We start from the raw sequence: 25,201 nt of genomic DNA on the forward strand, positions 1-25,201 counted from the left end.
GTTGCGAATCTGATACCAGAGTCTACAGTGAAAAATAACGCCTGAACTCTTCGCCTGCGGTGGTCCGTTCACGACACATGGATATCATCAGTAGCTTAATCGATCGCATCTATGACGCTTCATTTCCCCCCGCCGCGCTGCATCGGCTGCGCGCGCAAATTGACGATGCGCGTGAGCGTATACGCTATCAGCGCAAGCCGCACTGGGATGAAAAAGATGTGGTACTGATAACCTATGCCGACCAGTTCCGCGAGGACGGCACCGCCACATTAACCACCTTTACCCGCTTCTATCAGCAGTATCTGCACACAACGTTTAACCTGGTTCATCTGCTGCCGTTTTTCCCGTGGTCCTCGGACGATGGCTTTTCCGTAATTGATTACCACCGCATCGATCGGCACTGCGGAGGCTGGCAGGATATTGCCCGGCTCCACCAGCATACCCGGCTGATGTTCGATTTTGTCTGTAATCATATTTCGGCAGAAAGCCGCTGGTTCAAAGGCTATCTGGCACAGGACCCACGCTGGGATGACTTCTTTATCAGCATACCGCCTGCTACCGATCTGAGTGCCGTTACCCGTCCGCGCACCTCCCCGCTGCTAACGCCGTTCACTCTGGCCGATGGCGAAACGCGCTTTGTCTGGACAACCTTTAGCGCTGACCAGATTGACCTCAATTTTGCCAACCCGGAAGTGCTGATAGATATGATGGCGGTGCTGCTGGACTATCTGCAAAAAGGGGCAGACTACGTGCGGCTGGATGCGGTTGGCTATATGTGGAAAACTCCCGGCACCTCCTGCATTCACCTGGAGAAAACTCATCAGCTGGTTAAACTGATGCGCGCCGTTGCCGATGAGGTCGCGCCGGGGACGGTGATCCTGACGGAAACCAACGTGCCGCACAAAGATAACATTAGCTACTTTGGCAGCGGCACGGATGAAGCGCAGATGGTTTACCAGTTCTCGCTGCCGCCGCTGGTACTGCACGCCATCCATTACGGGTCGTCACGCGCCCTGAAGCAGTGGGCCGCATCGCTCGACGCCAACAGCGGTAGCACCACCTTTTTTAACTTCCTTGCCTCCCACGACGGCATCGGCCTGAACCCGCTACGCGGCATTCTGCCGGAAACCGAGATCGTCTCACTGGTGCGCGACCTGGCAAACGAAGGCGCGCTGATCTCCTATAAAAACAATCCCGACGGCACCACCAGCCCGTACGAAATTAACGTCACCTATATGGATGCGTTAAATAAAAAGGATGATGACGACGACACCCGCCTGCGGCGCTTTATGCTGGCGCACGCGCTGCTGCTGGCGTTTCCCGGCGTACCGGCGGTCTATGTGCAAAGTCTGCTTGGCTCGCGCAACGATGTTGAAGGGGTAAGGCGTGCCGGCTACAACCGGGCCATCAACCGAGAGAAGTATTCACTGGGTGATATCGAACAGGCCCTAACCGATCCCGCCACGCTGCGGCATCGGGTGTTTAATGCGATGCGTGAACTGATTCAGGTTCGCCAGCGGCAGCCTGCTTTCCATCCCGATAATCCACTAAAAATTCTGGAAAGCGAAAACACGCTGCTGGTGATGCAACGCGAAGCACCGGGCAGCGGAGATACCCTGCTATGCATCTACAATTTGAGTGAGAAGGCGATGAGCTACGCGCTACCAGATGACAGATCCTATCGCAACGTGATTAACGGAAAACAGATGAACAAAGCGGGGCCACTCAGTCTGGCCCCGTGTGACTATTACTGGCTGCAGGCGGAATAAAGCGCCATGCAACGGGGCTTATTTATAAACTTCAGCTTCTGCCAGCGTACGGCCACGCTCTTCAGCGGCGATAATCACGTAGTAACGGCCGCCTAATTTATCCGCCTTGGCAGACAGATCCGCTTTAGCATCCATTGGCGCATTGGTGCCGGTAGTGGTAATCACACCAATTTTATCCAGATTCATCTCCTGAACCTGCTGGCGGCTGATTTCTTCGGCGGCTGAAGCATTAAATGCTAACGTTGCGGTGAATAATAATGCAGTAACAGAAATAATTTTTTTCATGATTTGTCCTCTCCTTAGGCTAGATCCGAATAACTTCGGCAGCGTAAAGACTCTCACGCCGCCGACTTCATTATTAACCGGATCTGACAGACAAACCAACCGGGTAACCTACGAAATTTTGGGCAAAAAGTGGCATTTCCCTGCCCATCATTCGCTTGTTTTTTTACACTCACCATTATTGGCCATCTGAGAGCAAAAAATTGGTTATCAAAAAGTTAAATCACATGATGAATGTTTATATTATTTCGTAAAATCAATAACATACTGACTAAACTCTTCCGGGTGAGAAATAAACGGCGCATGTGCGGCTTTTTCCATGATAACGCTGGGACTGGCTGGCCATAGCGTATCCAGCAGCGGGGCAACCTTACGCGGCACCAGGCCATCGAGTTTACCGTACAAACGCAGCAGCGGAAGATTCAGTGAAATCAGATCCGTTCTTAAATCAACATCCCTGAGTATTTCCAGCCCGGCATTCAACACCTCAACTGACGGCATCGGATGATCCAGTACGACACTTTTCAGCGCACGGGCGTCCTGACGTGCGCTCTCAGTGCCGAGGGTTTGCAGGGCAAGGAAGCGTTCAACCGTTCGCTGGAAATCTTCACTGAGCTGCTGCTGAAAGCCGCTCAGCGTTTCAGGCCGGATACCCGGCCAATCCTCTGCGGCGCTGAAACGTGGTGAAGACGCTACCGTAATCAGGGCTTCAACCCGCTCGGGATGCAGGAGCGCAAGTCTGCTGGCAACCAGTCCGCCCAGCGACCAGCCAAGCCATACTGCCTTCTCGGGTGCCTGCGGCAGTATCGATGCCACCATTTCATCCAGCGACATCGCCGGAAAGCCCTGGCTGCGGCCATATCCCGGCAGATCCACCAGGTGCAGACAAAAATGCGCGCTGAGTCGATCGCTGATGCAATGCCACACGCTGGCATTCAGCCCCCATCCGTGCAGCAGCACAAGATGACGATCGCCCTGGCCAATAGTCTGCCAGTAAAGCTGCTTCATAGGTTATGGTCCTGTGTTTAACGTCGATGAGGTGATCATGCTACCAATGCCAGCCGCCTGTTGGCTATGCCAGATGCCGCTGAATCTGGCACACCACGGCGTGTGCAGCGTCTGCCTGCGTGCGTTACTGCGGCAATACCCCAGCTGCCCGCGCTGTGGTTTAGCCAGCGGCCATTCATCACGCCCCTGCGGGCGCTGCCTGCTGCGCCCGCCGATCTGGCAGCATCTGCTGGCCGTCACGCCGTGGCAGCCGCCGTTAAAGATCTTAGTGAACCGGCTAAAATTTTATCGTGCCACCGCACAGGCGGTGATGCTGGCGCGGCTGATTTTGTTAAGGTGGTTAGATGCACGCCGCAATAACGGGCTGTTACGCCCTGATTTATTACTGTGTGTACCGCTGCATTCCCGCAGAGCGTGGCATCGCGGCTATAATCAGTTAGATGATATGGCGCAGTGCCTGGCCCACTGGACGCGCTGCCGCTACGACCGCCGGGGCCTGATGCGCATCCGCAAAGGGAAAATCCAGCATCGACTCAATGCGCTGGCCCGCCGCCGCAACCTGCGCGGTGCTTTTCGGGTCATGGCGGAGGTCAGCGGGCGTCATATTGCCCTGCTGGATGATGTCGTGACTACCGGCAGCACGGTTGCCGAAATCAGCCGTATACTACTGGCCGCCGGTGCCGCCAGCGTACAGATATGGTGCCTGTGCCGAACCTTGTAGCGGGTCGGAGATGGGCGTATTATAACCAATGAATTTTGTTAACTATTGAGCAATCGCCATGATCGTTATTACTGACTCTGCACAAGAGCACTTTGCAAAACTGCTGTCAAAGCAGGAAGATGGCACCCAGATTCGCGTATTCGTTATTAACCCGGGTACGCCCACCGCCGAGTGCGGCGTCTCCTACTGCCCGCCCGATGCAGTAGAAGCAACCGACACTGAACTGAAGTTCGACAAGCTGTCGGCATTCGTTGATGAACTCAGCGCACCGTACCTGGAAGATGCTGAAATTGACTTCGTCACCGATAATCTCGGCTCACAGCTGACGCTGAAAGCGCCTAACGCCAAAATGCGTAAAGTGAACGATGATGCCCCTCTGGTTGAGCGCGTCGAGTATCTGCTCCAGGCACAAATCAACCCGCAGCTGGCCAGCCACGGCGGTAAAGTTTCGCTGATGGAAATCACCGACGAAGGCTTCGCCATTCTGCAATTCGGTGGCGGCTGTAACGGCTGTTCAATGGTTGATGTCACCCTGAAAGAAGGGATTGAAAAAGAGATGCTGCAGGCCTTCCCTGAACTTAAAGGCGTGCGCGATCTGACAGAGCATCAGCGCGGCGAGCACTCCTTCTACTGATCGCAGCCGGTTATTCTCTCTTCCCGGGCGGCCTTATGGCCGCCTTTTTCATTTACACCCTCGCTATTTCGCTCACTTTTGCATCTTAAAAAAGTTCGTTATACAGAAAGAGCTTAACGCAGGTTTAGCTATGGATCTTTCAGCTTACACGTGTACACTGAAATTTCCTTTCGTAACCCGGGTGAAAGCATTATCTATGAATAATATAAGAGTGGTTATTACCGGTATGGGGCTAACTGGCCCTCTGGGAAACGGCGTGAACGGCAGCTGGCAGCGTCTGGTTGCAGGTAAGTCAGGTGTTTCTGCACTGCCAGCAGATGCCTACGGCGACACTGCCATACGCGTGGGTGGACAGGTTCCCGATGTGAATCAGGACCCTGAGTATGGCTTAGATCTTGATGCTTTAATCCCGCAGAAAGAACAGCGAAAATCCGATCGTTTTATTCATCTGGCGCTGGCTGCGGCCGAAGAAGCGGTAAACCAGGCTAACCTGCGTAACCTTAGCGAAGCGGCACGGATGCGTGTTGCCACCATTATTGCCACCGGTATCGGCGGTTTCCACGCTATCAGCAACGCGGTAAAAACCGTGGCGGAAAAAGGCAGCCGTCGCCTCTCTCCCTTCACGATTCCTTCGTTTATTGCCAACCTTGCCGCGTCACAGGTAGCGATAAAATATGGCTTTAAAGGCATGCTGGGCACGCCGGTTTCCGCCTGCGCCGCCAGCATTCAGAGCATAGGCGATGGCCTGCGTGCCATTCGCTGCGGCGAAGCCGATATCGCCGTAGTCGGCGGCAGTGAGTCCTGCATCAATCCGGTTTCGCTGGGCGGTTTCCAGGCCGCGCGCGCACTTTCTACCGCCTGGAACGAACACCCGGAACGGGCATCAAGGCCGTTTGATGCCGGGCGGGACGGTTTCGTGATGGGTGAAGGGGCAGGCATGCTGGTGCTGGAAGAGCTGGAGCACGCTCGCCAGCGTGGCGCAACCATCCTCGGCGAGGTCGTTGGCTATGGCACTACCTCAGACGCTTATCATATTACTTCCGGGCCGGAAGATGGCGAAGGCGCAGTCAGATCGATGCAAATTGCTCTCGCACAGGCGAAAATGACGGGCAGTGATATCGACTATGTTAACGCCCACTCCACCTCAACGCCGGTGGGCGATCTGGCGGAAATTAACGCCCTGCTGAAAGTGCTGGGAGAAGGCGCGAAAACCGCGATTTCTTCCACCAAGTCGGCAACAGGCCACCTGCTGGGTGCCGCCGGAGCAGTAGGATCGATCTTCTCTCTGATGGCAATACGTCAGCAGATAGCGCCACCGTCGCTGAATATTGATCGACTGGATGACGCGGCGAAAGGATTAGACGTGGTGCAGAATACCGCCCGTCCGATGGCGATCCACACCGCGCTGGTGAATGGATTCGGCTTCGGCGGGGTGAATGCTTCGGTAATTTTTAAAGCTTTCAAAGAGTAACCTGCGGCCGCCTCCGTCACGCTAAGTGGCAGAGGCGGCAGTTCAGGCGGTTTTTCCTGCCTTACGGCGTCGATCGAGGTCGCTAATCAACCGGTTAATCCCCTCATCAGCAAACATGTCCTCTATGCTGAGGCTGAGTTTTCTCCGCCAGTTGGGGTACTGATCGGTGGTGCCGGGTACGTTGACCGGCTTCGCCATATCCAGCCAGTCCTCGGGTTGCAGTCCCAGCAGCGCGCTGTTGCTGTCGGCAATGTAACGCTGCATCCCGCGATTCAGGGTGGCATCCATTTCACGTTTATCCGCCCGCTTCGCGTAGCGTTTTGGCACGCAGCCGAAGCGGTGTAATGCATCCAGCAACGCCTGCTTCTGCTTTGCGCGATCGGCAAACAGCCCGCTTAGCACCACTTTATCCGGATACAGGCCCAGCGTTTCCCCCAGGGTTAAATCTCCCACGTTCCAGAACCCACGCAGCGTCGGCAGATCGTGTGTGGTGGCGCTGGCCATCGACTGCCGTGGCCAGTCGGCCGGAGCCCGCCAGGTGTCTTTGTCCTGCTGTTCGAAGTACAGCACCTTCCATGAGTAGATCCCGTTGTCACGCAGCTTACCGACGATTTCAGCAGGAACGGTGCCCAGATCCTCACCGATCACCATGCACTGATGACGCTCGCTTTCCAGCGCGAGGATCGCCATCAGATCGTCAACCGGATAGTAAACGTACGCGCCAAAATTGGCGGTTTCACCATAGGGTATCCACCACAGGCGCAGCAGCGACATCACATGATCGATACGCAGCGCTCCGCAGCTGGCCATATTGGCCCGCAGGAGATCGATAAAGGGTTGATAGCCGCGGGCCGCCATCACATGCGGGTCCATCGGCGGCAGCCCCCAGTTTTGCCCCAGCGGCCCGAGAATATCCGGCGGAGCGCCTACCGATGCCTTCAGACAATACAGCTCGCGATCGCACCAGGTTTCCGAACCGCCCTCGGCGACGCCAACGGCGAGGTCACGATAAAGGCCAATCGGCATGCCCTGTTGCTGGCTGAACTGCCAGCATTCATCGAACTGGCGGTGCGCCTGCCACTGCAACCACAGCCAGAAGCGTACCTCATCCTCGTGGCGCTGGCAGAATTGCTGCACCGCATCGCTGTCGCCATGCTGCCAGGCTTCCGGCCACACTGGCCAGCCCCAACGGCTGGCATCCTCTTGCAGCATATAAGCGTGGATAGCATCGTAAGCGGCCTGGTTAAACAGGCTTTCCCCGCCGCAGGTAATAAACTGCTCAAACTCAAGGCGCGTCCGGTCCTCGGGCAGCCGGCTGCTGAAGTGCTGCCACGCATAGCGCAGGCCCTGAATTTTTAGCGCACCCACCGGGCCATAATCCACCCAGTCGGCTTCGCGTACCGCCGTCAGCGTGGTCTGAGTTTCGCTCTGCTGCCACCAGCGCTGTGCCTCCTCGCTCTGCTGGAAATCAACGATTGCCGCTACGTCGATATACATCACGTTCAGCCAGCGACGGGAAGACGGGCTGTACGGACTGGCATTCTCCGGCGCGGACGGGTACAGGGCGTGAACGGGGTTCAGGCCGATAAACGCGCCGCCTCGCTGGGCCACTTCGCCGACCATCCGCTTCAGATCGCCAAAGTCGCCCATCCCCCAGTTATGGGCGGAACGCAGAGTATAAAGCTGGACGCAGGACCCCCACAGCTTCTCGCCCTGCTTCAGGGCGGCAGGCTCATAGCAGCGTTTCGGCGCGATAATCACCCGGCACAGCCACTGCTTTTTCCCCTGGCTAAGCAGCAGCTGATGGTAGCCGTTCGGCAGGCGTGACGGCAGTGTCAGCGTTTCTCCCGCCGCAACTCGCCCGTGAAACTCTTTGCCCTTTTCCGTATGAAAATGCCACTGGTACTCACCGCTGCCGCCGATGCTGAGCCGCTGCTCACGCTTGCTGAGCAGCACTTTGCACGGCGGCAGCGGCACACGATCGGCTTTTGGCACCTCGTGCATCGCCGCCAGCAGCTTTTGCCGCGTCGCCAGCGGAATCACCTCCGGCTCGCCTTTGGCGTTGATGTATTCCGCCGCGATACCTGCGGCAGCGGCGGCCTGTTCAAATTGCTGATGATCCATAGGCCGTCCTTAGCGTTTTGCCTGCCAGATGCGCTGCTGATAATCGCGGATTGAACGATCGGAGCTGAACATTCCGGTACGCGCGGTGTTGAGAACGGCCGCGCGGCTCCAGGCTTCCTGGTCGCGATACAGCGCTTCCACCCGCAGCTGCGCCTCACAGTAGCTGGCAAAGTCCGCCAGCACCAGCCACGGATCGCCGCCCTTCGTCAGGCTGTGCAGCATCATATCGAAGGCGTGTTTATCACCGCCGCTAAAGAAGCCGTTTTCCAGCTCTTTCAGCAGGCTGTCCAGGTGCTTATCTTTTTTACGCAGCTTCAGCGGATCGTAGCCTCCGGCCTTCAGCGCCTTCACATCGTCCACGCGGTTACCAAAGATAAAGATGTTCTCTTCGCCGACCTGCTCGGCAATCTCAACGTTAGCGCCGTCCATCGTGCCGACGGTCAGCGCACCGTTCAGCGCCAGCTTCATATTGCCGGTACCGGAAGCCTCATAGCCCGCCGTGGAGATCTGCTCGGAAAGATCCGCTGCCGGGATCATCAGCTCCGCCGCCGTAATGCGGTAGTCAGGGATAAACACCACTTTCAGCTTATCGCCGATTAGCGGATCGTTATTGATCTTCTCCGCCACCTTATTGATGGCAAAGATAATATTTTTTGCCAGATAGTAACCCGGCGCGGCTTTGGCACCGAACAGGAAGACCCTCGGCACCCAGTCCTGCTTCGGATTGTCGCGCAGGCGCTTATAGCAGGAGAGGATATGCATCAGCCCCAGATGCTGGCGCTTGTATTCGTGCAGGCGCTTAATCTGCACATCGAACAGGGCATCCGGGCTGACCACAATGCCGGTGCGCTGCTTAATGTACTCCGCCAGACGCACTTTATTATCGTGCTTAATCTGCCGGTAGCGCTGGCGGAAGGCCTTATCATCGGCGTACTTCTCCAGTCCGCGCAGGGCATCCAGATTATTGGCCCACTCTTCCTTCAGCGTCTCGTCGATCAGCGCAGAGAGCGCCGGGTTACACTGTTTCAGCCAGCGGCGCGGCGTAATGCCGTTGGTGACGTTATGGAACTTCTCCGGCCACAGCTGGTGATACTCAGGGAACAGATCCTTAACCACCAGATCGGAGTGCAGCGCCGCTACGCCGTTAACGGCAAAACCGCTGACCACGCACAGATTCGCCATCCGCACCTGCTTGTCATGAACGACAGCCAGCTTCGCCCAGACTTTTTCATCCCCCGGCCACTGCTTTTCAACCTGCTTTTTAAAGCGGCGATCGATCTCTTTGATCAGCGTGAAGTGGCGCGGCAGCAGGCTGCGAACCAGACGCTCGTCCCAGCGCTCCAGCGCCTCAGGCATCAGAGTGTGGTTGGTGTAGGCAAAAGTTTTACTGACGATAGCCCAGGCGTCATCCCAGCCGAGTTGATGATCGTCAATCAGCACCCGCAGCATTTCCGGGATCGCGATGGTTGGATGGGTATCGTTGAGCTGGATCACTTCGTAGTCCGGCAGCTCGTGCAGCTTGCGGCCAGCCAGATGATGGCGGCGCAGAATGTCGGCTACCGAACAGGCGCACTGGAAGTACTGCTGCATCAGGCGCAGGCGCTTGCCTTCCTGATGGTTATCATTCGGATAAAGTACCTTGGTCAGCTTCGCGGCATCAATGCCCTGCTGTTCCGCCTTGAGGAATTTGCCGTCGTTAAACAGGGTCAGATCGAACGGATGGGCATGCGTCGCCTGCCACAGGCGCAGCGGCTGGACCACGCCGTTGCGATAGCCGGTGACCGGCAGATCCCAGGCCTCGCCGCGCAGGGTAAAAGCGGGCTGCCAACTAAAGCCGCCGGAGCCGTTTTTCACCACCTTACCGCCGATGCCGACATTCACATCCAGCGCCGCGTTGTGGCGGAACCACGGATAGCTCTCACGATGCCAGTCGTCCGGGGCCTCTTTCTGCTGACCGTCGGCAAACGACTGCCGGAACAGGCCATACTGATAATTAAGGCCGTAGCCGGTTGCCGACTGCCCCACTGTAGCCATTGAGTCAAGATAACAGGCCGCCAGGCGTCCAAGACCGCCGTTGCCCAACGCCGGATCGACCTCCTCTTCCAGCAGTTCGCTCAGGTCACGCTGGTGTTCCGCCAGAGCGGCTTTCACCTCGTCATACCAGCCGAGATTCAGCAGGTTGTTACCGGTCAGTCGTCCAATCAGAAATTCCATCGAGATATAGTTAACGTGCCGCTGCTTTTTATCCACTTTTGCCACCGGCTGTGCCGCCAGCAGCTCGGCCAGTGTACCGCTAATCGCCTGCCACCACTGGTGAGAATTCATCTCAGCGGCGGAGGAATAGCCCAGATGCTGCCACTGACGCGTCAGAGCCGCGTCAAAACGTGCTTTATTGAATTGCTGTTGCGACATAACTTCCCTCACAAAATGGTTTCAAATTGACCAACTGCCGTCATGACCCGAAATACTGTGGTAGACCAATGCGCACATGCTAACGACGCCGGATGACAGAGCATCATCCCCGGGCAATTTTTACCAGGGAGGAGCCGTGGGGCGTAGGTGAAAATGTGATCGCCAGCACCTTACAGTTAAGACGCCAATGCGAAAAAAAGCTCATCGCATAATGCGATGAGCAAATAAATAACAAGAATGACAATGAGAGGGTATAGCTCGCCGGACCCGCGGCCCGGATGAAACGCACAATCAATCGGCAGAGCGCACTGCATGGCTAAAAAAAGGTGAGGGAGGTGTGTGTTAAAAGTAATGCGATGTAATTAAGTATGAGTCAATTCATTAAACGCGCCAGTGTCGCACGATGTAAAAAATCATAAGGAAATGTGATGCAGTGCAACTTACAGAACCTCCATTTACGCTGCGTCTTGCAATACACGTTATCCTGGTCAAAGGTACTTTAATTACACGCTGCGAAATAATTCATTTTATTTCTTCTTTCGCCATCACACAGTGAAGTGTTCGCCATGCTGATACCCTCAAAACTAAGCAGACCGCTAAGGTTAGAGAATACGCTGGTACGCGATCGCCTGATCGCCAGGCTGGCCAACAGCCATCTGTACCGCCTGGTGCTGGTCACCAGCCCGGCAGGCTACGGTAAAACCACACTGATGGCCCAGTGGGCAGCGGGAAAACGCGACCTGGGCTGGTACTCGCTGGACGAAAGCGATAACTACCCCGAACGCTTCGCCAACTATTTTATGGCGGCTGTTCAACAGGCGACCGGCGGCCACTGCATACGCAGTGAAGCCCTGGCGTCGAAAAGGCAGTATGCCTCGCTCAATGCCCTGTTCTCGCAGCTGTTTATCGAACTGGCCGAATGGCAGGCACCGCTGACCATCGTGATTGATGATTACCACCAGCTCACCAATGACGTGATTCATCAGGCGATGCGCTTTTTCCTGCGCCATCAGCCGGAAAACCTGACGCTGGTGATCCTCTCCCGTAACCTGCCGTCGTTGGGCATTGCCAATCTGCGCGTGCGCGAGCAGCTGCTGGAAATTAACAGCCAGTCGCTGGCCTTCACCCATGAAGAAACCCGTGCCTTTTTCGCCGGGCGCCTGCTGCAGCCCATAGCCGAACAGGAATCGCAGCGGCTGTGTGATGAAGTCGCCGGATGGGCCACCGCACTGCAGCTGATCGCCCTCTCCGCCCGCCAGTCCAACACGCCAACCCATCAGTCCGCCCAGCGTCTGGCCGGGATTAACGCCAGCCACCTGGCGGATTATCTGGTGGATGAGGTGCTGGACTGCGTCGACGACGCTACGCGAAACTTCCTGCTGCGCAGTTCGGTGCTGCGCTCGATGAACGACGGGCTGATTGCCCGCCTGACCCGCGAAGAGTGCGGCCAGCGGCGGCTGGAAGAAACTGAACGCCAGGGGCTGTTTATTCAGCGCATGGATGAACGCGGCGAGTGGTTTAACTTCCACCCGCTGTTTGCTTCATTCCTGCGACAGCGCTGCCAGTGGGAGCTGGGCAGCGAACTCCATGCGATCCACCGTGCCGCCGCCGAAGGCTGGATGGCGCAGGGTTACGCCGGTGAGGCGATCCATCACGCGCTGGAGGCGGAAGATATTCCGCTGCTGCGCGATATCCTGCTGCGCCACGCGTGGACCCTGTTTAACCACAGCGAACTGACGCTGCTGGAAAAAGGTTTACAGGCGCTGCCCTGGAAACAGCTGGTCGAGAATCCCCGGCTGATCCTGCTGCAGGCGTGGCTGGCGCAGAGCCAGCACCGTTATAACGAAGTCGACCGCCTGCTGGCGCGTGCCGAACAGGAAATGGCGCGGGAGCAGGTGGTGGTCGACGATCTGCTCAGCGCCGAGTTTAACGCCCTGCGCGCTCAGGTGGCGATCAACGCTGGCCGCCCGGACGAAGCCGACCGGCTGGCGCTGCTGGCGCTGGACACCCTGCCGCTGAGCTGCGCTTTCAGCCGTATCGTTGCCACCTCGGTGCGCGGCGAAGTGCTGCACTGCCGGGGCGAGCTGGCTATGGCACTGATGATGATGCAGCAAACCGCGCAGATGGCGCGGCAGGAGAACGTCTGCCACTACGCGCTGTGGGCGCTGCTGCAGCAGAGTGAAATACTGATTGCCCAGGGCTATCTGCAAACGGCCTGGGATACGCAGGAGCAGGCTTTCCGCCTGATTGCGGAAGAAGGGCTGGAACAGCTGCCGATGCATGAATTCCTGCTGCGCCTGCGTGCGCAGCTGTTGCTCTCGTGGGCACATCTGGACGATGCGGAGAAAGCCGCCCGCGCCGGGCTGAAGGTACTGGAGAACTTCCATCCGCAGCAGCAGCTGCAGTGCCTGACGGTGCTGGCGAAATGCGCCCTGGCGCGCGGCGATCTGGATAACGCCCGCCGCTATCTGACCCGCTGTGAGAATCTGCTCAGCAACGGCCACTACCACAGCGACTGGGTGACCAACGCCGATGAGGCGCGGGTGATCTACTGGCAGATGACCCACGACGTCACCACCGCTGGCAGCTGGCTGGGCCTGACCCTGAAACCGGCGGATGCGGATAATCACTTCCTGCAGGGTCAGTGGCGCAATATCGCCCGCGCGCAGATCCTGCTCGGTCAGTTTAATCAGGCGGAAGTGGTGCTGGATGAACTGAATGACAATGCCCGCCGCCTGCTGCTCACCAGCGATTTAAACCGCAATCTGCTGCTGGCCAACGCGCTCTACTGGCGGGAAGGCCGTAAAGCCGAAGCGCAGCAGGCGCTGATTGAGGCACTGACGCTGGCCAACCGCACCGGCTTTATCAGCCACTTTGTCATTGAAGGCGAACCGATGGCGCAGCAGCTCCGCCAGCTGTTGCAGCTCAACACGCTGCCGGAAATGGAGCAGCGGCGCGCTCAGCGCATCCTGCGCGATATTAATCAGCACCACCGTCACAAGTTCGCCCACTTCGATGAAAGCTTTGTCACCCGCCTGCTGACCCATCCGCAGGTGCCGGAACTGATCCGCACCAGCCCGCTGACCCAGCGCGAGTGGCAGGTACTGGGGCTGATTTATTCCGGCTACAGCAACGAGCGCATCGCGGGCGAGCTGGACGTGGCGGCCACCACAATCAAAACCCATATCCGCAATCTGTATCAGAAGCTTGGCGTGGTACATCGTCAGGAGGCGGTACAGCAGGCACAGCAGCTGCTGCAGCTGATGGGGATGGGCGTAAGCGCGCAGTAAAAAAACCGGGCCGAACGGTTAACGCCGGCCCGTCGGCTGTCAGTATCCTGCCGTTAAATCATCAATCGTACGCGGATCGGAAGCGCCATAGCGCATGCCGTCCGGCCCCAGCATAATGCTCTGGGTGCTGCCCATCGCCGGCATCACCTTCACCTGCTGACCCTTCTCACCCAGCAGCTTCAGCGTATCCGGGCTGAAGCCCTTCTCCACCCGCAGCTGGTCCGGCAGCCACTGATGGTGGAAGCGCGGCGCGTTGGTGGCTTCCGCCACGTTCATACCAAAATCGATGCTGTTGACCACCATTTGTAACACGGTGGTGATAATACGGCTGCCGCCCGGGCTACCGGTCACCAGCCAGGTTTTACCGTCCTTCGCCACGATGGTCGGCGACATGGACGAGAGCGGACGCTTGTACGGCTGCACCGCATTGGCCTCACCGCCGACCAGACCGTACACATTTGGCGTGCCGGGCTTGGCGGAAAAGTCATCCATCTCGTTATTCAGCAGAATGCCGCTGTCGCTGGCCACGATGCCGCTGCCGAAGTTGGTGTTCAGCGTGTAGGTCACCGCCACCGCATTGCCGTCTTTATCCACCACCGAGAAATGCGTGGTCTGATCGCTTTCATACGGCGCCAGCTTGCCCGGCTTGATCTCCGACGACGGGCGCGCCTTCGCCAGGTCGATCTGCTGCGCCAGGGTTTTCGCATAGGCTTTGCTGGTCAGCGCCTGAGTCGGCACCTTGACGAACTCCGGGTCGCCGAGGTATTCCGAGCGGTCGGCGTAGGCATACTTCTCGGCTTCCGCCATCACCTGGATCGCATCCGCGCTGCCGAAGCCCATTTTCGCCAGGTCAAAGTTTTCCAGAATATTAAGGATCTGCACGATGTGGATACCGCCGGAGGACGGCGGCGGCATGGAATAGACTTCATAGCCGCGATAGCTGCCGCCGACCGGTTTACGCTCGATCGCACGATAGTTGGCGAGATCCGCTTTGCCAATCAGCCCGCCGTGCTGCTCCATTTCTGCCGCGATTTGATCGGCAATTTTCCCTTTATAAAACGCATCCGGCCCCTGGCGGGAAATCAGCTCCAGGCTGTTCGCCAGATTACGCTGCACCAGCTTCTCGCCTTTCTGCCACGGCGTGCCGTCGGCCTTAAAGAAGATCGCCTTGCTGTTCGGATGGTTGAGCAGCACCTCTTTGCCATAGACGCTGAGATCGTCAGCCAGCGATTCGTTGACCACAATCCCCTTGCGCGCCAGCTCCAGCGCGGGCTGGATCAGCGCGCTCAGCGGCAGCGTGCCGTACTTTTGGTTCGCCAGCGAGAAGCCCGCCACCGTGCCGGGAACGCCGGACGCCAGGTGGGAGGTCAGCGATTTTTTACTGTCGGCATTCCCCTGCGCATCGAGGAACATATCGCGGCTGGCGCGCACCGGGGCCATTTCACGGAAATCAATCGAGGTGGTGTTGCCGGAAGCGGTACGCAGCAGCATAAAACCGCCGCCGCCCAGATTGCCCGCCTGCGGATGGGTCACGGCCAGCGCATAGCCGACGGCCACCGCCGCATCCACCGCGTTACCGCCCTGTTCGAGGATCTTCACGCCGACCGCCGTGGCGGTCGCGTCCACCGAAGCCACCATGCCGTGCGCCGCTTTCACCGGATGGAAGGTATCCGCGCCGACCCCATAGGAAACCGGTGCCGCCGCCGGAGCAGGCGGTGCCGTCGGCGTATCGGTGGGGGCTGCCCCTGCGCCCTGCCAGACCAGCAGCCCGGCCAGCAGCGACCAGGACAGGCGACGCATCTTACCTTGTGTCATCATTGTTACATCCTTTAAGTTTATTTACGTTATGTTTGCCATTGATAAATATGGACAAAAATGGATATTTTGCGAATTTTGCATGAAATCAGGAGCACTCCTGGCCTCAGGGCATTGCGGTTGGCGTAAAATGAGGGAAGTAACACGGAGGAATCACAATGAAAACGAAAGTGTTAGTGATGCTTGCCGCCCTGCTGCCGCTGAGCGGTATGGCGAATATGTTAAACAACGGCAATAACCCGAATCAGCCGGGCTATAACCCCAGCACCCAGCGCATGCAGCAGCAGATGCAGACCCAGCAGTCTCAGCAGAAACTGAAACTTCAGCAGGATCAGCAGCGGCAGCAGCAGGAGCTACAGCGTAAAATTCAGGAGCAGCGCGACAGCGCCTCGCAGCGCACGTTGAATAACCAGCCGGGCCACAGCAACAACACGCTGCCGTCTAACTAACCCCGCGCGATATTGCCCGTTTTTTTACTCTCATGCCCTGTCGGTTAGCCGCCAGGGCATTTTTTCGTGGCAAACAGGCAGAGCGTCGTCGCTGACGGCAGGCTTAGCGCAGGCTTTTTTCAAATGGCAGCTCGCCGCCCTGGGCTTCGGGATCGCCTTCGAGATCGAACAGCGGCGTATAGCCCGCGGTGCCCTCAGCGAAAATCCGGTCCGATCACGTCAATGCGGTCGGTACAAATCGCATCCACGCCCCACTGCAGCAGCTGATGCGCGCGCGCCGGCTCGTTAACCGTATACACCAGAATCCGCAGCCCGGCCTGCTTCAGCTCGGCGGTGCGCTGCTCATCCAGCAGCTTGTGATTCAAATGGATGGAGAGGCAGCCCAGCGCGTCGGTCATCTGCCGCCAGTTATCATCCCACTCATGCAGCAGCAGGCCACGCGGCAGCTCCGGTGCGGCTTTCTGCGCCGCTTCCAGCGCTTCGTAAGAAAACGAGGAGAGCAGCGGTGCCACCTGATCCTGCCACAGATCGCGTGCGGCCAGCGCCACTACCCGACCGGTTTCAACTTCAAGGCCGGTAGTCGGCTTGATTTCGATATTCGCCATCAGTCGATGCTGGCGGCAGCGATCCGCCACCTGCGCCAGCAGCGGCAGGCGCTCGCCGTCGAAGGTTTTGCCAAACCAGCTCCCGGCATCCAGCTGCACCAGCTTATCCCAGGGCAGCTGCCCCGCTACGCCCCAGCCGTTGCTGGTGCGGTCGAGCGTGTCGTCGTGCAGCAGGAAAATTTCACCGTCCTGCGACAGTTTGGCGTCAAATTCAATCATCAGGTGGCCCAGCTGCGCGCCAAGATCGATAGCGGCCAGGGTATTTTCCGGGGCCAGTTTGCCGCCGCCGCGATGGGCGACAATCGGTGGGTAGGGCCAGGCACGATTAATCATTCAGTACGTTGTCCATTTTGGTCAAAGAAGTGCAGCGCGTGCGGTGGCAGATGCAGCCACAGCGTGCTGCCAGCGGCCGGGCGAAGCGAGTGCGGCAGGCGCACCACCAGCTTATGCTGGCCCCATTTGCCGTGCGCCAGGTTGTCTGCTCCCAGCATTTCCAGCGTGTCCACCACCAGCGGGATCCCGCCGGCTTCGGCAGAAGACAGCTCAATATGCTCCGGGCGAATGCCCAGCGTCAACGCCTGCCCGGCCAGCTTCGCCGATGGCGCAGCAATCGGTAAGGCAAAACGCTCATCCAGGCTGAAGCGTGACCCGTCGGCGCTGAACTGCCCGTCCAGCAGGTTCATCGCCGGTGCACCGATAAAACTGGCGACGAAGCGCGTCGCCGGTCGCTCGTAAATTTCGGTCGGCGTGCCCAGCTGTTCCAGCACGCCTTTGTTCATCACCATCACGCGCTGCGCCAGCGTCATCGCTTCCACCTGGTCGTGGGTAACGTACAGGCTGGTGGTTTGCAGGCGGCGGTGCAGCTGCTGTAGCTCAAGGCGCATCTGCACGCGCAGGCGGGCATCCAGGTTCGACAGCGGCTCATCAAACAGGAACACCGCCGGTTCGCGGACGATAGCGCGCCCCATCGCCACGCGCTGGCGCTGGCCGCCGGAAAGCTCGCGCGGACGGCGCTTCAGCAGCGGTTCCAGCTCCAGGCTGCGCGCCGCTTCCAGCACCTTTTGCCGGATCTGCTCTTTGCCCATGCCGCGAATTTTCAGGCCCCAGGCCATATTCTCTTCCACGCTCATATGCGGATAGAGCGCGTAGTTCTGAAATACCATCGCGATGCCGCGATCTTTTGGCTCTTCATCGGTAACACGACGTGAATCGATATAGATATCGCCCGTGGTCACTCGTTCCAGCCCCGCCACCATCCGCAGCAGGGTCGATTTTCCACAGCCGGACGGCCCGACCATCACCATAAATTCGCCATCCTGCACGGTCACGTCCAGCGGTTGGATGATCTGGATTTTTCCGTCGTAGGATTTGGTTACTGCCTGAAGTCTTACACCAGCCATAGATTATTTCTCACTCTCTACCAGACCGCGCACGAACGCACGCTGCATGACTAATACGATCACCACCGGTGGGATCAGGGTTAACAGCATCGCCGCCATCACTTCATTCCACTGCGTTGGCGAACCGCTGGTGGAGATCATGCTTTTTATGCCCGCCACGGCGGTGCTCATCGACGCATCGTTGACGATCAGCAGCGGCCACAGATACTGGTTCCAGCCGTAGATAAAGGTAATGACAAACAGCGCCGCCAGATTGGTTTTCGACAGCGGCAGAACGATGTCACGGAAGAAACGCATCGGGCTGGCACCGTCAACGCGCGCCGCTTCCATCAGCTCGTCCGGCATCGACATAAAGAACTGGCGGAACAGGAAGGTGGCCGTGGCGGAAGCCATCAGCGGCAGCGTCAGGCCGCTGTAGCTGTCGAGCATATTCAGATCGGCAATCACCTGCACCGTCGGGAAAATACGCACCTCCACCGGCAGCATCAGAGTGATAAAGATCATCCAGAAAAACAGACCGCGTAGCGGGAAGCGGAACCACACCAGCGCAAATGCCGAAATGATGGAGACGCTGATTTTGCCGATGGTGATCGCCAATGCCATAAACAGGCTGTTCATCAGCATCAGGCTGAAGGCCGGGCCGCTACCGTTCACCCCCCGCACCCAGATATTGCTAATGTTTTCCCACAGGTGGCTGCCGGGGATCAGCGTCATCGGCACCTGATAAACGGCATTGTTATCCAGCGTGGCGGCCACAAAGGCCACATAGAGCGGGAACAGGATAGTCAGGATGCCGAGGATCAGCAGGGTATGGCTGAAGATATCCAGCCCGCGACGATTTTCAATCATTGGTAACGCACCTTACGCTCAACAAAGCGGAACTGAATCACCGTCAGCACAATCACCAGCAGCATCAGCACCACCGACTGGGCGGCAGAGGAAGAGAGATCCAGCCCGGCAAAGCCTTCGCGGTAAATTTTATAAATCAGCGTGGTGGTGGCCTGCACCGGACCACCACCGGTGGCGGCATCGATCACCGGGAAGGTATCGAAGAAGGCATAGACCAGATTCACCACCAGCAGGAAGAAGCTCACCGGGGTAATCAGCGGCAGCGACAGCGCGAAGAAACGCCGCACCGGGCCAGCACCGTCAATCGCCGCCGCCTCAACCAGCGACTTCGGAATCGACTGTAATGCGGCGAAGAAAAACAGGAAGTTGTAGCTCATCTGCTGCCAGATAGAAGCCAGCACAATCAGAAACATCGCCTGCCCGCTGTTCTGCGCGTAGTTCCAGTTGTAGCCCCACTGGTTCAGCAGGTGGCTGAACAGCCCCAGCCCGGGGTTAAACAGAAACATCCACAGCACCGCCGCCACGACCGGTGCCACCGCGTAGGGCAGCAGCAGCAGCGTCTGATAGGTTTTTTTCAGGCGGATAACATAGTCCACCAGCGCCGCCAGCAGCAGCGACAGCCCCATGCCGAAGAACGTCACCAGCCCGCTGAATTTGATGGTGGTCCAGAATGACTCGAGGTACAGACCGTCGCTGAACAGCCGCTCAAAGTTCTCCATACCCACAAACGTACTGGAGATACCAAACGGATCGATGCTTTGCAGCGAATACCAGAGCGCTTCGCCCGCTGGCCAGATAAAGAAAATCGCCGTAATTACCAGCTGCGGCAACAGCAGCAGATAGGGCAACAAGCGATTGTGAAAGACGGGACGGGGCTGAGCCATAGTGGATTATCTCGTGCGGAACGGGGTCGGTATTAACGGGCACATCACCGATCGCCCCACGGGAGAGATCGGTGATGTGCCTTTGCAGGCAGACCGCCGCCCGGCCCGGAGGCGAGCGGCGGTCTGCACCGGCAACAGGTTACTTCGTCTGCTGCTCGAAGCGGCGCAGCAGCTCGTTACCACGCTTAACGGCGTTATCCAGCGCGGCCTGCGGCGTTTGCTTACCGGTCCATACGCCTTCCAGCTCTTCGTCAACGATGGTACGGATCTGCGGCATGTTGCCCAGACGCATCCCTTTGGTGAACGGCAGCGGATCTTTGTTCAGCATCTGGCGAGTCGCGATATCCGCGCCCGGGTTCTTGTCGTAGAAGCCCTGCTGTTTGGTCAGCTCGTAAGCCGCCGTGGTGATCGGCAGGTAGCCGGTTTTCTGATGCCACTCGGCAGCGATTTCCGGCTTAGCCAGGAACTGCATAAACTCGGCGACGCCCTTATAGGTGGCATCGTCTTTGCCCTTCATCACCCACAGGCTGGCTCCGCCGATAATGGCGTTCTGCGGTGCGTTCGGCACGGTTTCGTCGTACGGCATCATGCCCACGCCGAAGTTAAACTTGGCGTATTTGCGGATGTCGGCCAGCGAGCCGGAAGAGGCGGTGGTGATCGCACAGTCGCCGTTGTAGAACTTGGAAGTGGATTCATCTTTACGGCCGAAGTAGGTGAAATCACCCTTCTTGTTCAGATCGGACAGCATCTGGATGTGGCGCACCTGTACCGGCTTGTTGAACTCCAGCACGGCATCGGTGCCGTCAAAGCCGTTGTTTTTGGTCGCGACCGGCAGACCGTGCCAGGCGCTGAAGTTTTCAATCTGAATCCAGCCCTGCCAGCCGCTGGCGTAGCCGCATGACATGCCCGCTTTACGCAGCGCGTCGGTATCCTTCGCCAGTTCCTGCCAGGTTTTTGGCGGCTGATCCGGGTTCAGACCGGCTTTTTTGAAGGCGTCTTTGTTGTAGTACAGCACCGGCGTGGAGCTGTTAAACGGCTGGGAAATCAGCTCGCCTTTCGAATCGCTGTAGTAACCGGCTACCGCAGGCACGAACTGCTTCGCATCCATCGCGATACCGGCTTTTTTAAAGACTTCATTAACCGGGACGATGGCTTTCGATGCCATCATTGTGGCCGTACCCACTTCATATACCTGCAATACGGCCGGTGCTTTGCCGGTACGCACGGCAGCAATACCCGCCGCCAGGCTCTGTTCGTAGTTGCCTTTGTAGGTCGGCACAATTTTGTAATCGGGGTGAGTTTCGTTAAAACGCTTCGCCAGTGAGTCAACCTCTACGCCCAGCTCGCCTTCCATCGAGTGCCAGAACGGAATTTCGGTAGCGGCCAGCGCGCTGCCGCTGAAGGTCAGTCCCAGCACCATGCTGAGAGCGGTACGACGGAATGCGGTAGATGACATATCGGTTTCCTGTGCCCGTTTTAATGATGCGCGATTCCGCGCACTGTGTGAGTCGGCAAGTAACATGCCACGGCTAAATGACAGATTAATAATAGCGATGTGACGGAAATGTGACGGTCGAATGACGGGAATTTCGAAACGCGACGGCAGAAGTGAGAGGAATGTAACAACTTTAGTCATCAACAGAGAGAAGACGATCACAGATTTAGCGCACAGTTGGCCGCACGTTCGGGGCAAAAAAAGGGCAGCCGCTTTGGCTGCCCTGGGTATTTATCCGCCGAGGTAGGCGCTTCTGACCGCCTCGTTGGCGAGCAATGCCTCACCCGTGTCTTCGAGCACCACATGACCGTTTTCGAGCACGTAGCCACGATCCGCCAGCTTCAGCGCCTGATTCGCATTCTGCTCAACGAGGAAGATGGTCATCCCCTCTTTGCGCAGCTGTTCGATGGTGTCGAAAATCTGCTGAATGATAATCGGCGCCAGGCCCAGCGACGGTTCATCCAGCAGCAGCAGGCGCGGCTGGCTCATCAGCGCACGGCCAATGGCCAGCATCTGCTGCTCGCCGCCGGACATCGTCCCGGCACGCTGAATGCGGCGCTCCCACAGGCGCGGGAAAAGCTCGTAAACGCGCTTGATGCGTTCCTGATACTGCTGACGCTCGGCAAAGAAACCGCCCATCGCCAGGTTCTCTTCCACCGTCATGCGGGAAAATACCCGGCGGCCTTCCGGCACAATGGCGATGGCTTCACGCATAATGCGCGCGGTCTGCCAGTCGGTAATATCCTGACCGTCGAAGACGATGCTGCCTTGAGTTGCGCGCGGCTCACCGCACAACGTGCCCAGGATAGTGGTTTTACCCGCACCGTTGGCACCAATCAGGGTGACAATTTCCCCCTGATTGATATGCAGGCTGACGTTATGCAGCGCCTGGATTTTCCCGTAGTGCGCGCTGATATTATTCAGAGAAAGCATAGGGTTACTCATCTTATGCCTCCCCAAGGTAAGCACGGATCACATCCGGGTTGTTACGAATTTCTTCCGGCGTACCGTTCGCCAGCGGCGTACCCTGGTTCACCACGTAAATACGGTCAGAAATGCCCATTACCAGTTTCATATCGTGTTCAATCAGCAGTACCGAGACTTTATGCTCGCCGCGCAGTTCTGCGATCAGCTCATCCAGCTCGTGAGTTTCTTTCGGGTTAAGCCCCGCCGCCGGTTCGTCCAGCATCAGGATTTCCGGGCGCGTCACCATACAGCGGGCGATTTCCAGACGGCGCTGCTGGCCGTAGGCGAGGTTACCCGCCTGACGGTTAGCCAGCTCAAGCAGCCCGACGCGCTTCAGCCAGGTGGCGGCGCGGTCCAGCGCATCGCTTTCCGCCCGGCGGAAGGCCGGGGTTTTCAGCAGGCCGGAGAAGACGCCGCTTTGCAGATGCTGATGCTGTGCCACCAGCAGGTTTTCAATCACCGTCATTTCACGGAACAGGCGCACGTGCTGAAAGGTACGCACCACGCCCATGCGGGCGATCTGCTGCCCCGGCAAACCGGCCAGCTGTTTATCGCCCAGCATGATAGAACCGCCGGTTGGCTTATAGAAGCCGGTCAGGCAGTTGAACACCGTGGTTTTACCCGCCCCGTTCGGGCCGATAAGCGAGACGATTTCCTGCGGACGGAGTTCAAGCTGAACGTTGTTGACCGCCAGCAGACCGCCAAAGCGCATCATCAGGCCATTGACTGCTAACAAAGGCTGACTCATGCCTGCTCTCCTTTTTCCGCATTTTTCAACTTCAGGTGCGGACGCTTCATCGGCAACAGCCCCTGCGGACGCCAGATCATCATCAATACCATCAATCCACCGAGCACCAGCATGCTGTACTCGTTCAGGTCACGCATCAGCTCACGCGATACCACCAGCAGTATTGCCGCAAGGATGACCGCAAACTGCGATCCCATCCCGCCCAATACCACGATTGCCAGCACGAAGGCGGATTCGGCAAAGGTGAAGGATTCCGGGCTGACGAAGCCCTGACGGGCGGCGAACAGGCAGCCGGCAAAACCGGCAAACGCGGCGCTGATGGTGAACGCGGTCAGCTTGATGCGCGTCGGGCTGAGGCCCAGCGAGCGGCAGGCGATTTCGTCTTCACGCAGCGCTTCCCATGCGCGTCCCAGCGGCATACGCAGCAGGCGGTTGATCACGAAGAGGGTGATCACCACCAGCAGCAGCGCCACCATGTAGAGGAAAATAATACGGTCGCTCGGGTCGTACTTCAGGCCGAAGAAGTTATGGAAGGTGTCCCAGCCGCCGTCGCGCACGCTGCGGTTGAATTCCAGACCGAAGAAGGACGGTTTCGGGATCTGGCTGATGCCGTTCGGGCCACCGGTGATTTCGGTGTTGTTCAGCAGCAGAATACGCACGATCTCGCCGAAACCGAGCGTCACAATCGCCAGATAGTCACCGCGCAGACGCAGTACCGGGAAGCCCAGCAGCAGGCCAAATCCTGCGGCCACCATACCGGCCAGCGGCAGCGACTGCCAGAAACCCAGGCCGTAATAGTGGTTCAGCAGTGCAAAGGTGTAGGCGCCGATGGCGTAGAAACCGCCGTAGCCCAGCACCAGCAGGCCGGATAGCCCGACGACCACGTTCAGCCCCAGGCCGAGCATCACATAAATAAGCGTCAGGGTGGCGATATCCACCGTGCCGCGTGAAACGATAAACGGCCACACCGCCGCCGCAACCACCAGCGCCAGCAGGAACAGCTTCTGTTTCGGCGTTGAGCCATCAATCCCCGGCAGCACCAGCGAAGGGCCAGAGACTTTTTTCAGGCTGCTCTGCACCAGCGGGCGCAGCATCTGGAAGATAAACACCACGCCGCAGCCGACGGCGATCCAGTTCCAGCGCACGTCTCCGGCGTTGTTAACCACCAGATGTGTACCGTCGAGATTCAGCCGCAGGCCCATAAAGAACGCGGCCAGCACCAGCAACATCAGGGAGGAAACGAGCGCATTCAGCAGGTTAAGCTTTTTCATACTTTCTCAACCTCCGGACGGCCCAGAATACCGGTTGGCATCACCAGCAGCACCACAATCAGCAGCGCGAATGACACCACGTCTTTGTACTCGGTGCTCAGATAAGCGGAGGTCAGCGCCTCGGCAATACCGAGGATCAGTCCGCCCAGCATCGCGCCTGGGATACTGCCGATGCCGCCCAGTACCGCAGCGGTGAAGGCCTTCATCCCGGCCATAAAGCCGATGTACGGGTTGATTACACCGTAGAACTGGCCCAGCAGTACGCCGGCCACCGCCGCCATCGCCGCACCAATAACAAAGGTCAGCGAGATCACGCGGTCGGTATTAATACCCAGCAGGCTGGCCATTTTCAGGTCTTCAGCACAGGCGCGGCAGGCGCGGCCCATGCGGGAATAGCGAATAAACAGCGTCAGCGCCAGCATGGCGAGGAAAGTTACCGCCCAGATAACAATCTGCATGGTAGAGATGGTGGCGGCAAAGCCGTTGCTTTCTCCCAGCGTCCACTGTCCGGTGACCAGGCTTGGCAGCGCGAGGTCACGCGAGCCCTGGGTCAGGCTGACGTAGTTTTGCAGGAAGATGGACATCCCGATAGCGGAGATCAGCGCGATCAGGCGCTTGGAAGAGCGTACCGGTTTGTAGGCCACGCGCTCGATGCTCCAGCCGTAGCAGCTGGCGATCACCACCGCCACCACAAAGCCGCAGCCGATCAGCAGCCAGCTGGCATCGATCCCCATCATCATCAATGCAGCGATGACGATAAACGAGACGTAGCTGCCGATCATATAGACTTCGCCGTGGGCAAAGTTAATCATGCCGATGATGCCGTACACCATGGTGTAACCGATGGCGATCAGCGCATAGGTGCTGCCCAACGTCACACCGTTGAACATTTGTTGCAGAAAATAGAGAAACTGCTCGGACATACCTGAATACCTTACGATTCCTCCTGCGCAGGCAGGGCAGAAGGATGAATACAACAAAGGGCCGGGCAGGCCCGACCCCAACGGG

General features: G+C 58.1%; 20 protein-coding genes. 6 read left to right on the forward strand and 14 right to left on the reverse strand.

Translation table 11 applies throughout. The annotated features are described in order from the left end of the window. The first annotated feature begins 77 nt into the window (after positions 1–77). On the forward strand, positions 78–1,769 hold the full coding sequence (locus IBT46_RS17860) for an alpha-amylase family glycosyl hydrolase (RefSeq protein WP_200546747.1): 1,692 nt from the start codon (positions 78–80) through the stop codon (positions 1,767–1,769). Positions 1,770–1,787: 18 nt separating this feature from the next. Here the strand turns inward: IBT46_RS17860 and IBT46_RS17865 are convergent, their stop codons facing one another. Next, the gene (locus IBT46_RS17865; protein WP_200546748.1) at positions 1,788–2,054 is read right to left on the reverse strand and encodes a YdgH/BhsA/McbA-like domain containing protein; all 267 of its coding nucleotides are present in this window, start codon (positions 2,052–2,054) and stop codon (positions 1,788–1,790) included. Positions 2,055–2,294: 240 nt separating this feature from the next. Next, positions 2,295–3,059, reverse strand: coding sequence for a pimeloyl-ACP methyl ester esterase BioH (gene bioH, locus IBT46_RS17870; RefSeq protein ID WP_200546749.1), 765 nt, complete (start codon positions 3,057–3,059; stop codon positions 2,295–2,297). A 37-nt stretch (positions 3,060–3,096) separates the two neighbouring features. Here bioH and gntX point away from each other — a divergent pair, with 37 nt between their 5' ends. The 3 genes from gntX to fabF all read left to right on the forward strand — a co-directional run bounded on the left by gntX (position 3,097) and on the right by fabF (position 5,885). Continuing rightward, positions 3,097–3,780: a DNA utilization protein GntX gene (gene gntX, locus IBT46_RS17875; protein ID WP_200546750.1), complete on the forward strand. Its 684-nt coding sequence runs from the start codon at positions 3,097–3,099 to the stop codon at positions 3,778–3,780. Positions 3,781–3,838: 58 nt separating this feature from the next. Next, positions 3,839–4,414 carry a Fe-S biogenesis protein NfuA gene (nfuA, locus tag IBT46_RS17880; protein ID WP_105594063.1) on the forward strand — a complete coding sequence of 192 codons (576 nt, stop codon included), beginning with the start codon at positions 3,839–3,841 and terminating at the stop codon, positions 4,412–4,414. Positions 4,415–4,610: 196 nt separating this feature from the next. Continuing rightward, entirely contained in the window at positions 4,611–5,885 is a 1,275-nt protein-coding gene (gene fabF, locus IBT46_RS17885; protein WP_200546751.1) for a beta-ketoacyl-ACP synthase II, read from the forward strand. A 42-nt stretch (positions 5,886–5,927) separates the two neighbouring features. Here the strand turns inward: fabF and malQ are convergent, their stop codons facing one another. Continuing rightward, positions 5,928–8,009, reverse strand: coding sequence for a 4-alpha-glucanotransferase (gene malQ, locus IBT46_RS17890; protein ID WP_200546752.1), 2,082 nt, complete (start codon positions 8,007–8,009; stop codon positions 5,928–5,930). Between the two features lie 9 nt (positions 8,010–8,018). Then, positions 8,019–10,421 carry a maltodextrin phosphorylase gene (gene malP, locus IBT46_RS17895; RefSeq protein ID WP_200546753.1) on the reverse strand — a complete coding sequence of 801 codons (2,403 nt, stop codon included), beginning with the start codon at positions 10,419–10,421 and terminating at the stop codon, positions 8,019–8,021. A 566-nt stretch (positions 10,422–10,987) separates the two neighbouring features. Here malP and malT point away from each other — a divergent pair. Continuing rightward, positions 10,988–13,711: an HTH-type transcriptional regulator MalT gene (gene malT / locus IBT46_RS17900; protein WP_200546754.1), complete on the forward strand. Its 2,724-nt coding sequence runs from the start codon at positions 10,988–10,990 to the stop codon at positions 13,709–13,711. A gap of 39 nt (positions 13,712–13,750) precedes the next feature. Here malT and ggt read toward each other — a convergent pair whose 3' ends face one another. Next, entirely contained in the window at positions 13,751–15,529 is a 1,779-nt protein-coding gene (gene ggt, locus IBT46_RS17905) for a gamma-glutamyltransferase (protein ID WP_200546755.1), read from the reverse strand. Between the two features lie 155 nt (positions 15,530–15,684). On the opposite strand from ggt, the gene IBT46_RS17910 reads away from it, so the two are divergent. Then, complete coding sequence (locus tag IBT46_RS17910; protein ID WP_105594069.1) at positions 15,685–15,975, forward strand: DUF2756 domain-containing protein; 291 nt, start codon at positions 15,685–15,687, stop codon at positions 15,973–15,975. A 194-nt stretch (positions 15,976–16,169) separates the two neighbouring features. On the opposite strand, the gene ugpQ is transcribed toward IBT46_RS17910, so the two are convergent. The 9 genes from ugpQ to livH form a co-directional block, all read right to left on the reverse strand. Next, positions 16,170–16,910, reverse strand: a complete 741-nt coding sequence (ugpQ, locus tag IBT46_RS17915) for a glycerophosphodiester phosphodiesterase (RefSeq protein ID WP_200546776.1) — start codon at positions 16,908–16,910, stop codon at positions 16,170–16,172. After that, on the reverse strand, positions 16,910–17,980 hold the full coding sequence (locus tag IBT46_RS17920; protein ID WP_200546756.1) for a sn-glycerol-3-phosphate import ATP-binding protein UgpC: 1,071 nt from the start codon (positions 17,978–17,980) through the stop codon (positions 16,910–16,912). The genes ugpQ and IBT46_RS17920 overlap by 1 nt, the downstream gene beginning before the upstream one ends. A gap of 3 nt (positions 17,981–17,983) precedes the next feature. Next, positions 17,984–18,829, reverse strand: a complete 846-nt coding sequence (gene ugpE / locus IBT46_RS17925; protein WP_200546757.1) for a sn-glycerol-3-phosphate ABC transporter permease UgpE — start codon at positions 18,827–18,829, stop codon at positions 17,984–17,986. Then, the gene (gene ugpA / locus IBT46_RS17930; RefSeq protein ID WP_200546758.1) at positions 18,826–19,713 is read right to left on the reverse strand and encodes a sn-glycerol-3-phosphate ABC transporter permease UgpA; all 888 of its coding nucleotides are present in this window, start codon (positions 19,711–19,713) and stop codon (positions 18,826–18,828) included. Before ugpA ends, ugpE begins: the two co-directional genes overlap by 4 nt. 139 nt (positions 19,714–19,852) lie before the next feature. Further along, on the reverse strand, positions 19,853–21,169 hold the full coding sequence (gene ugpB, locus IBT46_RS17935) for a sn-glycerol-3-phosphate ABC transporter substrate-binding protein UgpB (RefSeq protein ID WP_105594074.1): 1,317 nt from the start codon (positions 21,167–21,169) through the stop codon (positions 19,853–19,855). A 270-nt stretch (positions 21,170–21,439) separates the two neighbouring features. Then, positions 21,440–22,153, reverse strand: coding sequence for a high-affinity branched-chain amino acid ABC transporter ATP-binding protein LivF (gene livF, locus IBT46_RS17940; protein WP_105594075.1), 714 nt, complete (start codon positions 22,151–22,153; stop codon positions 21,440–21,442). A 1-nt stretch (position 22,154) separates the two neighbouring features. After that, on the reverse strand, positions 22,155–22,922 hold the full coding sequence (livG, locus tag IBT46_RS17945) for a high-affinity branched-chain amino acid ABC transporter ATP-binding protein LivG (RefSeq protein WP_105594076.1): 768 nt from the start codon (positions 22,920–22,922) through the stop codon (positions 22,155–22,157). Continuing rightward, the gene (locus IBT46_RS17950; RefSeq protein ID WP_200546759.1) at positions 22,919–24,193 is read right to left on the reverse strand and encodes a high-affinity branched-chain amino acid ABC transporter permease LivM; all 1,275 of its coding nucleotides are present in this window, start codon (positions 24,191–24,193) and stop codon (positions 22,919–22,921) included. The genes livG and IBT46_RS17950 overlap by 4 nt, the downstream gene beginning before the upstream one ends. Further along, positions 24,190–25,116, reverse strand: a complete 927-nt coding sequence (gene livH, locus IBT46_RS17955) for a high-affinity branched-chain amino acid ABC transporter permease LivH (protein ID WP_105594078.1) — start codon at positions 25,114–25,116, stop codon at positions 24,190–24,192. The genes IBT46_RS17950 and livH overlap by 4 nt, the downstream gene beginning before the upstream one ends. Positions 25,117–25,201: the final 85 nt, after the last annotated feature.

The organism is Erwinia sp. S38, from assembly GCF_016624545.1.
GTDB classification, from domain to species: Bacteria; Pseudomonadota; Gammaproteobacteria; order Enterobacterales; family Enterobacteriaceae; genus Erwinia; species Erwinia coffeiphila.

Excerpts from the sequence above, each read along its gene's own strand:
- IBT46_RS17860 (WP_200546747.1), top strand. The coding sequence starts at position 78 with ATGGATATCATCAGTAGCTTAATCGATCGCATCTATGACGCTTCATTT.
- IBT46_RS17865 (WP_200546748.1), bottom strand. The coding sequence starts at position 2,054 with ATGAAAAAAATTATTTCTGTTACTGCATTATTATTCACCGCAACGTTA.
- bioH (WP_200546749.1), bottom strand. The coding sequence starts at position 3,059 with ATGAAGCAGCTTTACTGGCAGACTATTGGCCAGGGCGATCGTCATCTT.
- gntX (WP_200546750.1), top strand. The coding sequence starts at position 3,097 with ATGCTACCAATGCCAGCCGCCTGTTGGCTATGCCAGATGCCGCTGAAT.
- nfuA (WP_105594063.1), top strand. The coding sequence starts at position 3,839 with ATGATCGTTATTACTGACTCTGCACAAGAGCACTTTGCAAAACTGCTG.
- fabF (WP_200546751.1), top strand. The coding sequence starts at position 4,611 with ATGAATAATATAAGAGTGGTTATTACCGGTATGGGGCTAACTGGCCCT.
- malQ (WP_200546752.1), bottom strand. The coding sequence starts at position 8,009 with ATGGATCATCAGCAATTTGAACAGGCCGCCGCTGCCGCAGGTATCGCG.
- malP (WP_200546753.1), bottom strand. The coding sequence starts at position 10,421 with ATGTCGCAACAGCAATTCAATAAAGCACGTTTTGACGCGGCTCTGACG.
- malT (WP_200546754.1), top strand. The coding sequence starts at position 10,988 with ATGCTGATACCCTCAAAACTAAGCAGACCGCTAAGGTTAGAGAATACG.
- ggt (WP_200546755.1), bottom strand. The coding sequence starts at position 15,529 with ATGATGACACAAGGTAAGATGCGTCGCCTGTCCTGGTCGCTGCTGGCC.
- IBT46_RS17910 (WP_105594069.1), top strand. The coding sequence starts at position 15,685 with ATGAAAACGAAAGTGTTAGTGATGCTTGCCGCCCTGCTGCCGCTGAGC.
- IBT46_RS17920 (WP_200546756.1), bottom strand. The coding sequence starts at position 17,980 with ATGGCTGGTGTAAGACTTCAGGCAGTAACCAAATCCTACGACGGAAAA.
- ugpE (WP_200546757.1), bottom strand. The coding sequence starts at position 18,829 with ATGATTGAAAATCGTCGCGGGCTGGATATCTTCAGCCATACCCTGCTG.
- ugpA (WP_200546758.1), bottom strand. The coding sequence starts at position 19,713 with ATGGCTCAGCCCCGTCCCGTCTTTCACAATCGCTTGTTGCCCTATCTG.
- ugpB (WP_105594074.1), bottom strand. The coding sequence starts at position 21,169 with ATGTCATCTACCGCATTCCGTCGTACCGCTCTCAGCATGGTGCTGGGA.
- livF (WP_105594075.1), bottom strand. The coding sequence starts at position 22,153 with ATGAGTAACCCTATGCTTTCTCTGAATAATATCAGCGCGCACTACGGG.
- livG (WP_105594076.1), bottom strand. The coding sequence starts at position 22,922 with ATGAGTCAGCCTTTGTTAGCAGTCAATGGCCTGATGATGCGCTTTGGC.
- IBT46_RS17950 (WP_200546759.1), bottom strand. The coding sequence starts at position 24,193 with ATGAAAAAGCTTAACCTGCTGAATGCGCTCGTTTCCTCCCTGATGTTG.
- livH (WP_105594078.1), bottom strand. The coding sequence starts at position 25,116 with ATGTCCGAGCAGTTTCTCTATTTTCTGCAACAAATGTTCAACGGTGTG.